Source organism: Enterococcus hulanensis, from assembly GCF_005405485.1.
Taxonomy (GTDB): domain Bacteria; phylum Bacillota; class Bacilli; order Lactobacillales; family Enterococcaceae; genus Enterococcus_A; species Enterococcus_A hulanensis.
On record NZ_BJED01000001.1, the window covers coordinates 331,611 to 343,862 of the forward strand.

Genomic DNA, 12,252 nt, shown 5'->3' on the forward strand with positions numbered 1-12,252 from the left:
ACTTTTTGAAGGTTTTTCGCCTGCTGTTTTTTACAAAATCACGTTAAAATTATGATCGACTTCAGCCTTGATTATTGGATGCTTTTTCAAATACTCCGCAATCAATTCCGTCATGTCGATTTGGATTTCCCGTACGATTTTATCTGCGCCGAACATTTCGTAGTTTCCGCCGCCGATTGCACGGTATTGATTGGTTACCAGTTCAAATTCTTGTTCAGCGGTAATGGGGTGACCTTGGAACGACAGCTCCGTAATTCGCTGTCCGGCTGGTTGATTCATATCGATCGTGTACTGAAAGCCTTCATACATATCATAATTATAGTATTGCGGTTTAGGCTGGATATACGCCGGATTGAAGACAATCTGGTCATTTTCCACGGCGAGATAGTTGGCGGATTGTTCCAACGCCGCTCGCAGTTCGGCACCGTTGACCTTAATGACGGCCAATGTATTTGGATAGATATAGTTAGTAATGACATCTCGCATCGTGATCGTTTTGCCAAAGCCTTTGCCTTCATTATTGAACAGCGCAGTGCCGGAAATCTCCGCTCCGCTGGCAGATAATTGCACCCGATTGATAAATTCGACATAGGGGTGTTCTTCCAAACGTGCCTGCATTGGGTCCGTGATGCGCATGTCGCCTTCAACTTCTCCTAAGGTTTGATCCAGCCAATGCTCCAATTCTAATTCCAGCGGTTCGATCGCCGAGAGAATCTGCGGATCGGCTGCCACATTTTCGACAGTATGCAAGGCGGCGTGACTATCAACGATCATGACTCGATCACCATTTTTTTCAATCGTCAATTGGATTTCTCCAATGTGATTGCCTCGGTAGCCGGGCTGGACGACTGGAATGCCATTGATTTTTGCAGCGATCGTCCGGTGCTGATGACCAGTAAAAAGGGCATCGATGCCCTCAACTTCCTGTAAAAGTTTGTAGCCCTCATTTTCTCCTGTCAAAGCTTCGGTTGCTTCGCCCGTTGTCAGATCCTTTTCGAAGCCGCCATGATAACTGACGATTACTAAATCTGCCTGCTGGTTTAAAAGCGGAACATATTTCTTGGCTGTTTCAACGATATTCGCAAAAGTTAAACCTGCGAGAGTTTCCGGTTTTTCCCAGTGGGGGATGTATTCTGTGGTTAAGCCTAAGATGGCAATTTTTATTCCAGCCTTTTCAATAATTGTGTAGGCTTGGCCGAAATAGGGCTGTCCAGCTTCATTTAAAATATTTGCGGCCAGTACTGGTGCATGATAACTTTCAATGGCTTCCTTTAAATAATCAATGCCATAGTTAAACTCATGATTTCCGATTACTTGAACATCATAATCCATCAGATTAATCAGCTTCGTCAGTTCTTTAGCAGAAGATTTCTCTTTGGCAAGATAATAACTCAACGGGGAGCCTTGAATGAAATCACCATTCTCGATTGCAATTACCGGTCCAGCGGCTTGCGCTCGTAATTCTTTTAGTTTAGCAGCAACTTTGGCAGCGCCAAATGCTAGATTTTGCTTACCAGAATAATCGGTCGGATAAACGTAGCCGTGCATATCGCTGGTTTCAAGAAAAGTAAGTTTCATGCTTATGTCTCCTTAGTTATCATATGTATTAACTCTGCATCAATGACACAGAAGAGGCCGAAGCATTCGCTGCGATCGGCCTCATTAAGTTATTTAGTCATATGCAGTGTTTTTAGCACATGACCTGGAATAAAGTTCTCTGATGTTTGCTGGATCACTCTTCCTTGTTGGAGCTGGTAAAGATTGTAGCCATGACGCTCCTCAAAACGGACAAAGCCGCCGCCTTCATCTTCACCGACAAAGGACATACTGGACACCGTAAAATAGGGAATGCCGTTAATTTCATCACTGAAAGTATGATGGGTATGACCATTCAGGATACAGCGAATATCAAAAGGCGCGATCAGCTCCAGAAATCGTTCAGTCCCCGGCCAATTCGAAATACTGCTTTGCTGCGGCAGCAAATGATGGTGGGTGACTATTACGATTGGCTGGTTTTTCACTTGCTCCAAGGTTTTCTCTAGCCATTGAAATTGACCTTCATCAACAATACCATCGGCATAGCCATAGCATGAGTTGTCGAAGGAAATCACTGTGAAGTCGGGCAGCGTCACTACTTGATTGTATGGCGCGGAAGAAGCTTCCTCCGCGCACCAACCGACTCTGAAATGTTCTTTGATATCGTGATTTCCTAGCGTCACAATGATTTCGGTATCGCCTAATTGGTGTTTCAGCCACTTCCGTAAATAACGATAATCTTCTATTTCGCCGTCTTCTGTCAAATCTCCACTGATGACTACTAGATCAAGCGTGGTCTGCTGCTGCAGGTGTGTCAAACATTTTTCCAGTGGAATCAATGGATTCTGCATCTTAGCCAGCATGCCTTTATAGCCTTCATCACAGGCCTCGTACTTTCTGCGAAAATGTATATCTGATATGTGCAATATATTCATGTTATCTCAATTTCTTTCTTATGATTCCGGTTATTTGGTCCAAAATAAACACGGTAACAACGACACCGATCAAAATAATGCTGACCTTGCTCCAAGAACGGGTTTGAATCGCAAAAATCAGCGGTGCGCCAATTCCGCCAGCGCCAACGAGACCGAGGGTTGCGGCACTACGGACAGCAATTTCAAAATGGTTCAATGCTAAGGAACAATAGATCGGCATTAGGTAGGGAATGCGGACATAAAAAATCGTCTGCCAAAAATTTGCGCCTACGGCATGCATTTCTTCAACCAGCCGTTCATCCATCGCTTCCATTTCTTCGGTAAATAATTTTCCCAGCATTCCGATTTGATGAACACCGATCGCCATTACTCCGGCAAAAGGACCTGGACCGACTACTTTGACGAAAATAATCGCAAACACCAATTCAGGGAATGCCCGCAAAACATTACAAATGAATTTTCCTAATTTCGTTACCCAAGGATGCGCCTGCCACAAGTTCGCTGCGCTGATCAAAGTGATAGGAATAGCTAAAACTGTCGCAATCATTGTTCCTAAACAAGCGATCCCGATCGTCAGTAAAAGCAGACTCATCAAATCTTCGCCGCTGCCGTCATAGAAAAAGCCCCAGTCAGGCTGTCCTAAACCGCGCAGAACGTCCATTCCCATCGCAGGGGAGAAGGTACTCAAGCCGGAGTAGTCCAACGTCGCCGCTGATAGCACAACAAGAATGACCAATACGACCAGCGAAACGATCGTCTTTCTATTCATCTCGCGAATCATCATAGCAGGGACCTCCTAACACGCTCGCTTAATTTATCAACGATAGCGACCGTAAGTAAAATCGTCAGAATAATAATCGACACCCGCTCATAATTCAATAAAGCCAGCGATGAATTCAAAATAACGCCAATCCCGCCGGCACCAACATAGCCAAGAACGGTAGAAGCACGAACATTGACCTCAAACGCGTAAAACGCATAACTGGCAAATTGACTCAACACTTGTGGAGTAATCGACCAGACAGCGATCTGCATTTTATTGGCGCCGACTGCCGATGCAGCTTCGATCGGACCGAAGTCGATTGTCTCGATTGCTTGGAACATTAATTGCGACACCATGCCAAAGGTGAAAACAGCGATAGTCAAAACACCTGTCGCTTCACCGATTCCAAAAATAGCAACAAAAAGTGCAGCTAACAGCAGCGTAGGGATCGTACGAACCAAGCCTAAAAGAAACCGGAAAATAGTCGACAGCCACCGGTTTTCAGTCACTACGGTCGTTGCTAAAAAACTCACTGGAATCGCAAAGAGCAGTCCAATGACGGTTCCTAGTAAGGACATCTGCAATGTTTTAACCATCGGTTCTACCAATTTAGGCAAATAGCTGAAGTCAGGATGGATAAATCGTGATAAGAAAGCCGTCATTTGGCTGGAATTATTGAAGACCTGAGAAAAATCAGCGGTCGTGATCCATGCACTTCCTTGAAAGCAAGCGATTAGAAACAGCAGAATAAGCAGGTGCTTATACCATTTAAAGTGAACGGTCTCTTTCAAGCTCATTGATTTCGCCTGCCTTTTCTTCAAAAATTGCTTTGCCATAGATCTGATTCAAACGTTCATCGGTCAAGGCCGCGGGTGATCCGTCAAAGACGACCTGTCCGGCATTCAAGGCGATCACGCGTGTCGAAAACTCACGAGCAAGCGGAACCGAATGAAGATTGACGATGACCGTCTTATTCATGGTTTGATTGATTTTTTTCAAATCCGCCATGACTTTTTGCGTCGTGATCGGGTCCAAAGAAGCTACCGGTTCATCTGCTAAAATAATGGGCGCCTGCTGAACTAATGCGCGGGCAATCGACACCCGCTGCTGCTGACCGCCGCTGAGCTCGTCGCTGCGGGTCTGCAATTTGTCTGACAAGCCGACTGTTTCCAACGCTTCTTTTGTTTGCTGGTAGTCTTCTTTGGTAAATAGTCCGAAAATACTTTTCCAAGTCGAGTAATAACCCAAGCGTCCGGACAAGACATTCTTCTGAACGGTACTGCGTTTCACCAAATTAAAGCTTTGGGAGATCAAACCGATTTGACGGCGGATCATGCGCAATTCTTTTTTATTTGCTTTTGTAATAGAGGTCCCGTTGATACGAATATCGCCTTTGGTGGTGCTGACTAAACGATTGATGCTGCGCAGCAGGGTACTTTTTCCCGCACCGCTCAATCCGATAATGGACACAAATTCGCCATCTTCAATGGTTAGATTGATATCCTTGAGACCAACGACACCGTTGGGATAAACCTTCGAAACATTGTCAAAAATTATCATTATCTATCTCCGTTTTTTAAAGTGCCAGTGAATAAAATTCACTGACACTTATTAATCTCTTAATCCGCTGCTTTTTTCGTGTAATCTCTGATTGTATCGTAGGCAGAGTCCGCAGCTTCTTCATAACCTTGATGTCCCCATAAAGACATGGCTTCCGCGCCGTCTTCATCATCCTTCATATTAAGGAAGGTTTTCTTGATTTCTGCTTTTAAGTCCTTGGACATATCTGGTTGAACCGCGATAGCATCATTTGGAATGTCGCCTTCAGTCAAATATAGGACCTTCAAGTCTTTAAATAAATCATTATCAGAAAAACCTGAGGCAAAGACATTTCGCGCGCCTTCAAAAACAAAGGCCGCATCCATTTGTTTATTCAATACAGCAGTAATTTCACTTGGGATATCATTAACAGTAGTCATTTTCGCATCGGTCGTAGGATCTACACCAGCATCTTTTAATTCCGCCACAGGATAAATATAGCCGCTGGCCGAGTTAGGACTTAATGTAGCGATATTTTTTCCTTTAAGATCAGTCAATTTGGTCATATCACTGTCCGCACGAACTAAAACTTCGCCTTTAAAGGTATTGGTCAATTTATCTTTTAACGGCAAGCCGGTTTCTTGATCGTAATCACCAAGCTGCGAGGTCAAAATCGCTTCAGCAGCCTTAGCATCTTTTGCTTGTACATAAGCGGCAGGGGGCATGATACCAACATCCACTTGACCAGAAGACATCGCTTCAACGATTGTCGAATAATCTGTCGCCAGCGTTACTTCTACTTCACGATCTAATTTTTTCGATAAGTATTTGGCGAAAGGTTTTGCCTTGGCTTCCATACTGCCGTCGTTGTTCGTCGGGACAAATTGTACGACCAACTTTTCTTTCGTGTCTTTTTCTGAACTGCTTGTTTTACCAGAACCGCACCCAGCTAAAGCCGTAAGTAACATCACTCCGATAAACCCTTTTGCTAACTGTTTGAACTGCATTTTTCTCCTCCTATTGGATGTAATTTCTACTACGTCTAAATCATAGCAAGGAATCAAAAATAATGAAGTGACGCACGTCCTATTTTACACAATTTTTACATACAATTTACAATCAAACACAATGGATTGTTCGTATTGAGCATGAAATCATTATAAGCTATAATGAAGAAAAACTCTTAGAGGTGGTTCTTTCCATGAAAAAAATTCAGGATGCCGAGCAGCTTTCTGCTTATATCGAGCTGCATCATTTGCAAGAATATATGGATTCAGATCTTTTGACGATGGCTTCTTTGCACTATTTCGAAAAGGAAGAGCACCTCATTCATGCGGGAACGGCATCTGATTATTTGTACTTTTTAGTGGAGGGTACGGTTATGGTTTATTCTTATTCCTCAGATACGCAAAATATTTGTATCGATCATGCCAAGCCCGCGACACCAATAGGGGAGGCCTCTTCCTTATGGGGCTTATTGCCAAAAAGCAGTGTGAAGGCTGTATCGAATTGTATCTGCCTCAGTATTCCGTTAAATAAGTACCGTACTCAGCTGCAGCAGGATGTTCGCTTTTTACAGAATATCTGCCAGCTATTGAGTTATCGGCTAAACTCAGGAATTAATCTGGCGAATTCATTAACGGAGCCCGTGGAGACCCGCTTGGCGAAATTCATTTTGACGAATCACGAAGACGACCGTTTTTCATTTCGCCTGACAACTTGCGCGTCTATTTTAAATGTCAGCTATCGCCACCTTTTACGAACGATCACGAATTTTCGAGAAGCGAATATTATCGAAAAAAAGAAAAACTATTATTTGATTCATGATTTTGATGCGCTGGAGGATTTGGCTGAAAACCTCAGTAATCCTGCTCGACCATAAAAACTAAATAGATCAACCACTTAAATCACCTTGAGCATTCTTGCAGGGTGATTTTTTATTTTGAGAAGAAGCGAATCTGCCGAAAACAGATAGTGTTCGATATATCGGTATGCTATACTTTTAAAAGTTATAAGTGTCAAGACACAAAAAGGAGAGAAGAGTGTTGAAAAAATTTCTGGTATCATTACTATTTTTAGCTTCATGTGCAGTTTTGGTTGGCTGTTCACAAACGGGTGGAGAGAAAAAAGCCGAAAAGGAAACGAGTAAAATTGCGTTGGTCTTAGGATTTGGCGGAGTCGATGATCGTTCCTTTAACCAAGCTAGTTGGGAAGGGCTTGAAGCTTGGGGAAAAGAAAAACAGCTGACGGCGAAAAAAGATTTTACGTATATCGAAACGAACAATCCTGAGGACAATAGTACCAATATCGATCAGGCGATAAAAAACGGCTTCACTACGATCATCAGTTTAAGCTATTTGCAAGCGGAAGAATTAAAAAATGCCGCAAAAGCCAATCCCGAATTGAATTTTGCCTTAGTAGATGGCGAAATTACAGGTAAAAAGAACATTTCATCAGCCACCTTTAAAGATCAGGAAAGTGCTTATCTAGCGGGTTTAGCTGCTGCCTATACGACGAAAAGCAATAAAGTTGGTTTTATTGGCGGAATGGAGGGCCCAGTCATTCAACGCTTCCAAAGTGGATTCGAAGCTGGAGTGAAGGCCGGTGCGGATGCTCAGAATAAAGAAGTAGCAGTGAACGTTCAGTATGCAGCCTCCTATGACTCGCCGGATAAAGGCAAAGCCATCGCCGCTTCGATGTATAAAGATGGCGCAGATATTCTATACCAAGCTGCCGGAAGCACAGGCGCCGGCGTGTTCCAAGAAGCGAAAGCCCGCAATGAAAATGATTATAGCAAAAAAGTCTGGGTCATCGGTGTGGATCGGGACCAAGAAGATGAAGGAGACTATAAACTAGAAAATGGAGAAACGGGGAATTTCACGCTAACATCTACGAAAAAGAATGTCGGAGCCGCGGTCAAAGAATTTGCGGAAACAGCCTATAACGAAAAATTCCCGGGCGGCAAGCATCTGACTTTTGGTTTAAAAGAAGAGGGCGTCGATCTGACAAAGGGACAATTATCCGATGAAGCAGCCAAAGCTGTTGCAGAAGCGAAGGAGAAAATTATCAGCGGCGAGCTGACTGTACCGGAGAAATAATCTGGTTTTAGCAAATGTTTCCCAATAAAAGATTCGGCAGAGAGATTGATTTCTTGTTAAAATTGAGAGAGAAATCAATCATGGAGGCAACGTAATGGACAAGAGAGCATTAATAAACGATAGCATCGACTATATTTTGGCTCATTTAGCTGAACCGCTTACGATTGCCGATGTGGCGAATCAGCTTTCTTATTCGAAGTATTATTTTTGTCGAACCTTTAAAGAGGTGACGGGTGAGAGTGTCTATTCGTTCATCAAACGAATGAAGATCGAACAAAGTGCGATTGATTTAAAGCTGAAAAAAGACAAGCAAATCTCGGAGATTGGGCTGGATTATGGGTATAGTGCGTCAAATTATAGTTCTGTATTTAAAGAATTATACGATCAGTCGCCGGTAAATTTTCGCAAAGCGATCAAGGCCAACAAAGTGCCCAACCCCTTCAATCCGCAAAAACAAGAGACGTTGTCTTCTTATGAAGCCTATCAGCAAAAAATTGAGATTCGCGAATTAAACGACCTGTTAGTTGTTTTTGAACGGAAGCTCGGCAGCTATGTCAACTTGAAGCAGGAGTGGTCAAGCTTTATCGCCGAGAATGCTTATTATGATGAAACGTCGGTGATGATTGAAAAATATTATAACGATCCTTCTTTGGCGATTTTTGATAATAGCATTTGCGATCTGTGTTTTACGGTGGATGAGGTTTTCGCTAGTGAGAATACAAAGGTCATCGAAGCTGGAAAATGCGCGGTCTTTCCTTTTCAAGGAACGATTGAGGAAATCTTTTCAGCTGCTCAAGGGCTTTTTACCATTTGGCTGCCGCAAAGCGAATATCAAATGAAGGAAAATTACGGCTTGAATATTTATCGCAGGATTGATTGGGAAGCAGGTTATGTTCAAATGGATATTTGTATCCCGATAAAATAGAGCAAGAATTCAGAAGTTTATCAAACGATTCTTTTTTACAATAAGATTATCGAAAGCAGATAATTTTGTTGCAGAAGAGAATCTTTTTTTATCTAAAGGGGGCTTGAAGATGGAAATGGTGATTCCACCTTATCTTGGGTAGTAGTTTTTTAAAGTGAATGGATGCTAAAAGGAGTTAACGAATGCCTAAGATGAAATCACACAGCGGCATAAAAAAGCGCGTAAAGCTGACCAAGAATGGCAAAGCCAAACGACATAATAAGGGAAAGAACGGCTCAAATTATGTTGATCATGCGGATATGCCTGCTGTGAAAAAAGGATTATTGAAGTGAAATTATTTCTAAATGAATACTAGAAAGTCCATCAAGTGATCGCAGGATGATTTCTTGATGGATTTTTTATTGTTTTCATTTGTTGGATTATATCTGGATGATTTATCGTATACTGGTTTTATAGGTTATATAAAAGGAGATTACTATGATAAATTTTACCAAGGCCACCGCTATTTATACGCTTATTTATTCGATCATCAGCTTCATCTTGCTAGTCAGTGTCGGCTTCTTTACGGTCGCTTCACGAGGTATGCTCATTTTGACGCCATTCATCGGATTGCCATTTTTTATTGGCTTTCTGCATATCGTCGGATTTATTTGTGAGATTATTTGCTTCCGGTTAAATAAGGAGTATCCAGAAAAAAGAAGATGGGTGCTGATTTCATTGATTTTTTATATCGTAGAAATTTTTGCTCTGTTTCTGCCATTGATCGCTGGCCTTCTGAAAATGAATGCTTATCTTATACAAAGTATCATTCTCTTTGCGATGGGGAGTATTCCTGTCACCAAAGTTTGTCTGCTTACCCTTTCAATTATTATTTTGGTGAAATTTAGAAAGCAAAAGGTGAGCTAATATATTTACCGAAAAAATGCTTGAAGAGTTAATTTCAATAAGCGACAGTTTTCATTTAAGAAAACTGCCGCTTATTTTGATGCAGATTTCAGTTTTTGTGGTACTTGAAAAACTGTGAATATTTTCGAAATAATGGATTATTAAGTTTTACGTTAAACTAAAAATATTTGTTTTTTTATGGAGCATCGATTTATTGATAAAACCTTATTTTTCGGTATTTAAGTAAAAATATCCAATTTTATTCAAAGTAATATAAAGAATTAGCAGGTGTTTTTACTTGAATAAAGGGTTTTCATATTTTATAATAACCTCATAAATAGTTTAACGTTAAACTAAAAAATAAAGGAGAGATTGTTATGCCGATTGCTGTAGCTAGGATTGATCAAAGAATGATTCATGGGATTGTTGTGAATCAGTGGTTCGCCCATCTTCAACCGAAACGATACATGGTAGTGGATGATCTGGTTAGTCAGGATGAAGTTCAAAAAGCCGCGATGCGCTTATCAAAACCAACAGGAACGGGTATGAGCATTATTAATACGGAAAAGGCAATTCAGAATTTTAAAAATGGAAACTATGATTCGCAGAAAGTTTTTCTGATTGTTCGTCAGCCTGAAACAATTATTCGTTTTTTAGAAGAAGGGATCGAGATTCCAAGAGTTGATTTAGGAATCATGTTTGATGCAGAAGGAAAAGAAAAAATTTCAAAATTCATTTCATTAACTGAAAAAGAAAAAGACGAGCTGGAAACGATCAAACGATTAGGCGTTCCTGTATTTGTAAAATATGTACCGGATGATCAAGATGTGCCTTATAGCAGTTCTTTAGTTTATAAATAGAATGAAAACGCTTCGCTAAATAAACTTGAAAAAAGAGAGGGATAACAATGCCGGAATTTTTACAAAATATTTTAATTATACTTTTGGCCGTAGTAATGACATTGGATGTACAAGGAATCGCCGTGATAACAGGTTTTCCTGCAATTATTGGATTATTTGCTGGTTTGATTATGGGAGATATGCAGACGGCGATGATTATTGCCGGCACATTTCAATTAATGAATTTAGGAGTTGCTGGTTTGGGCGGCTCGTCCGTTCCAGATTATGGGCTGGCAACGATTATTGGAACATTTGTCGCAGTCCGAACAGGGATTGGAACTGGTGCCGCTTTAGCAGTTGGCTTGCCAGTTGGGATGTTAGCGATTCAGCTAGACGTGTTAGTAAAAATGATCAATACAGGTTTTGCTATGAAGGCCAGAGAGGCCGCTAACGCCGGTCAATTCAAAAAAATGAATTTCTGGTTATGCGTGGGACCATTATTTTTTGCACTGAAACAAATTATTCCAACGACAATCATGGTGTTCTTCGGAACTGGAGCAGTTGAGCTTATTTTAAAGGTGATTCCAAAGTGGATGACCAATGGCTTGAATATTGCCGGCGGGATGCTACCGGTCGTCGGGGTGGCACTGCTGCTTCATTATATGCCAACCAAAAAATATTTGACCTTTTTAGTTGCTGGCTTTGTCTTTTCAGCGTATCTAAATTTGCCAGTCTTAGCAATTGGCCTATTAGGTTTTGGTGCCGCTTACTTGATTTTCAATATTGAAATGAACAAATCGGCTGCAGCCGCAAATGGTGCGGTCAATACTCAAGTGGAGGGTGATGATTATGATGAATAATACGGAAAGTCAAGCAGTGAATCAACCAATTCTTACGAAGAAAGAGCGCCATAGAGCAGCCTTGCGGTACATGTTTATGGGAGTAAACAATTTTAATTACGAAACACAGCAAGGACCAGCAGTTGTATTTTCCTTGAACAAGGCGCTAAGAAAAATTTATCCCGATGATAAGGATTATATCGAATCGTTAAACAACCATTTTAAATATTTTAATACCACTACAGCCATGGCAAATATCATCCTTGGTGCCAGTCTGGCGATTGAAGAACGTGATGGTGGGAAATCGATCGAGTCCGTTCAGTCACTGAAAACTTCTTTAATGGGACCGTTTGCTGGAATCGGAGATACGTTGATTTGGATTCTAATCCCGACTATTTTGGGTTCGATTTCTGGTTATATGGCTTTGGAGGGGAATCCAGTCGGTGCGATTATCTGGCTTGTGTTCAATATCATTTTTGCCTTTGTAAAATTAAAGCTTTGGGATCTGGGCTATTCATCAGGGGTGAAGCTGGTTACAACGTTAGGTGAAAAACTGGCGATCTTTACTGAAGCGGCCTCAGTCATGGGCTTAACAGTCGTGGGTGCATTGATATCTACAGCAGTAAAAGTACAAACAGGGCTAACGTTTAAGACTGGAGCAGTCAAACTGGCGCTTCAAGCCGATGTTTTGGATAAAATCATGCCAGCACTATTACCAGTTTTACTGACGGTACTAGTTTACAAATTGATTGGAAGTAAACGATGGACAACGACGAGAATCATCGTGCTGCTGATCGTACTTTCAATGGTAGGCGCTTTTTTAGGAATTTTGACACCAGCTTAATAAAAATCAAAAAATTATAACGAATCATCGAAAATGGGATCGTGCATCT

At 41.5% G+C, this 12,252-nt stretch carries 14 protein-coding genes; 8 read left to right on the plus strand and 6 right to left on the minus strand.

Translation table 11 applies throughout. From position 1 onward, the window contains the following. Window positions 1-30: 30 nt before the first annotated feature. From FFR60_RS01555 to FFR60_RS01580, 6 genes are all read right to left on the minus strand, one after another. Window positions 31-1,578, minus strand: a complete 1,548-nt coding sequence (locus FFR60_RS01555; protein ID WP_137662707.1) for a bifunctional metallophosphatase/5'-nucleotidase — start codon at window positions 1,576-1,578, stop codon at window positions 31-33. An 89-nt stretch (window positions 1,579-1,667) separates the two neighbouring features. Further along, window positions 1,668-2,471, minus strand: a complete 804-nt coding sequence (locus tag FFR60_RS01560) for a metallophosphoesterase family protein (protein WP_088935026.1) — start codon at window positions 2,469-2,471, stop codon at window positions 1,668-1,670. Between the two features lies 1 nt (window position 2,472). Beyond that, window positions 2,473-3,255, minus strand: coding sequence for a phosphonate ABC transporter, permease protein PhnE (gene phnE / locus FFR60_RS01565; RefSeq protein ID WP_137662708.1), 783 nt, complete (start codon window positions 3,253-3,255; stop codon window positions 2,473-2,475). Next, entirely contained in the window at window positions 3,252-4,031 is a 780-nt protein-coding gene (gene phnE, locus FFR60_RS01570; protein WP_088935028.1) for a phosphonate ABC transporter, permease protein PhnE, read from the minus strand. Before phnE (FFR60_RS01570) ends, phnE (FFR60_RS01565) begins: the two co-directional genes overlap by 4 nt. After that, the gene (gene phnC / locus FFR60_RS01575; protein ID WP_137662709.1) at window positions 4,003-4,794 is read right to left on the minus strand and encodes a phosphonate ABC transporter ATP-binding protein; all 792 of its coding nucleotides are present in this window, start codon (window positions 4,792-4,794) and stop codon (window positions 4,003-4,005) included. Before phnC ends, phnE (FFR60_RS01570) begins: the two co-directional genes overlap by 29 nt. Window positions 4,795-4,853: 59 nt before the next feature. Next, a complete protein-coding gene (locus FFR60_RS01580) occupies window positions 4,854-5,780 on the minus strand; it encodes a phosphate/phosphite/phosphonate ABC transporter substrate-binding protein (protein ID WP_088935030.1) in 927 nt (308 codons plus the stop codon). Between the two features lie 194 nt (window positions 5,781-5,974). Here FFR60_RS01580 and FFR60_RS01585 point away from each other — a divergent pair, with 194 nt between their 5' ends. The 8 genes from FFR60_RS01585 to FFR60_RS01620 all read left to right on the plus strand — a co-directional run bounded on the left by FFR60_RS01585 (window position 5,975) and on the right by FFR60_RS01620 (window position 12,203). Next, window positions 5,975-6,655, plus strand: coding sequence for a cyclic nucleotide-binding domain-containing protein (locus FFR60_RS01585; protein WP_088935031.1), 681 nt, complete (start codon window positions 5,975-5,977; stop codon window positions 6,653-6,655). Window positions 6,656-6,818: 163 nt separating this feature from the next. Further along, complete coding sequence (locus FFR60_RS01590) at window positions 6,819-7,871, plus strand: BMP family ABC transporter substrate-binding protein (RefSeq protein WP_137662710.1); 1,053 nt, start codon at window positions 6,819-6,821, stop codon at window positions 7,869-7,871. Between the two features lie 94 nt (window positions 7,872-7,965). Beyond that, window positions 7,966-8,796, plus strand: a complete 831-nt coding sequence (locus FFR60_RS01595) for an AraC family transcriptional regulator (protein ID WP_137662711.1) — start codon at window positions 7,966-7,968, stop codon at window positions 8,794-8,796. 182 nt (window positions 8,797-8,978) lie between these two features. Beyond that, complete coding sequence (locus tag FFR60_RS01600) at window positions 8,979-9,128, plus strand: bL35 family ribosomal protein (RefSeq protein WP_137662712.1); 150 nt, start codon at window positions 8,979-8,981, stop codon at window positions 9,126-9,128. 145 nt (window positions 9,129-9,273) lie between these two features. Next, complete coding sequence (locus tag FFR60_RS01605; RefSeq protein WP_171004841.1) at window positions 9,274-9,702, plus strand: hypothetical protein; 429 nt, start codon at window positions 9,274-9,276, stop codon at window positions 9,700-9,702. A gap of 356 nt (window positions 9,703-10,058) precedes the next feature. Then, the gene (locus FFR60_RS01610) at window positions 10,059-10,541 is read left to right on the plus strand and encodes a PTS sugar transporter subunit IIB (protein ID WP_088935034.1); all 483 of its coding nucleotides are present in this window, start codon (window positions 10,059-10,061) and stop codon (window positions 10,539-10,541) included. Between the two features lie 47 nt (window positions 10,542-10,588). Next, window positions 10,589-11,380: a PTS mannose/fructose/sorbose/N-acetylgalactosamine transporter subunit IIC gene (locus tag FFR60_RS01615; protein WP_137662713.1), complete on the plus strand. Its 792-nt coding sequence runs from the start codon at window positions 10,589-10,591 to the stop codon at window positions 11,378-11,380. After that, window positions 11,361-12,203 (plus strand): PTS system mannose/fructose/sorbose family transporter subunit IID, encoded by an 843-nt coding sequence (locus FFR60_RS01620; protein ID WP_371852613.1) that lies wholly within the window; start codon window positions 11,361-11,363, stop codon window positions 12,201-12,203. Before FFR60_RS01615 ends, FFR60_RS01620 begins: the two co-directional genes overlap by 20 nt. Window positions 12,204-12,252 lie beyond the last annotated feature (49 nt).

Excerpts from the sequence above, each read along its gene's own strand:
- FFR60_RS01555 (WP_137662707.1), bottom strand. The coding sequence starts at position 1,578 with ATGAAACTTACTTTTCTTGAAACCAGCGATATGCACGGCTACGTTTAT.
- FFR60_RS01560 (WP_088935026.1), bottom strand. The coding sequence starts at position 2,471 with ATGAATATATTGCACATATCAGATATACATTTTCGCAGAAAGTACGAG.
- phnE (WP_137662708.1), bottom strand. The coding sequence starts at position 3,255 with ATGATGATTCGCGAGATGAATAGAAAGACGATCGTTTCGCTGGTCGTA.
- phnE (WP_088935028.1), bottom strand. The coding sequence starts at position 4,031 with ATGAGCTTGAAAGAGACCGTTCACTTTAAATGGTATAAGCACCTGCTT.
- phnC (WP_137662709.1), bottom strand. The coding sequence starts at position 4,794 with ATGATAATTTTTGACAATGTTTCGAAGGTTTATCCCAACGGTGTCGTT.
- FFR60_RS01580 (WP_088935030.1), bottom strand. The coding sequence starts at position 5,780 with ATGCAGTTCAAACAGTTAGCAAAAGGGTTTATCGGAGTGATGTTACTT.
- FFR60_RS01585 (WP_088935031.1), top strand. The coding sequence starts at position 5,975 with ATGAAAAAAATTCAGGATGCCGAGCAGCTTTCTGCTTATATCGAGCTG.
- FFR60_RS01595 (WP_137662711.1), top strand. The coding sequence starts at position 7,966 with ATGGACAAGAGAGCATTAATAAACGATAGCATCGACTATATTTTGGCT.
- FFR60_RS01600 (WP_137662712.1), top strand. The coding sequence starts at position 8,979 with ATGCCTAAGATGAAATCACACAGCGGCATAAAAAAGCGCGTAAAGCTG.
- FFR60_RS01605 (WP_171004841.1), top strand. The coding sequence starts at position 9,274 with ATGATAAATTTTACCAAGGCCACCGCTATTTATACGCTTATTTATTCG.
- FFR60_RS01610 (WP_088935034.1), top strand. The coding sequence starts at position 10,059 with ATGCCGATTGCTGTAGCTAGGATTGATCAAAGAATGATTCATGGGATT.
- FFR60_RS01615 (WP_137662713.1), top strand. The coding sequence starts at position 10,589 with ATGCCGGAATTTTTACAAAATATTTTAATTATACTTTTGGCCGTAGTA.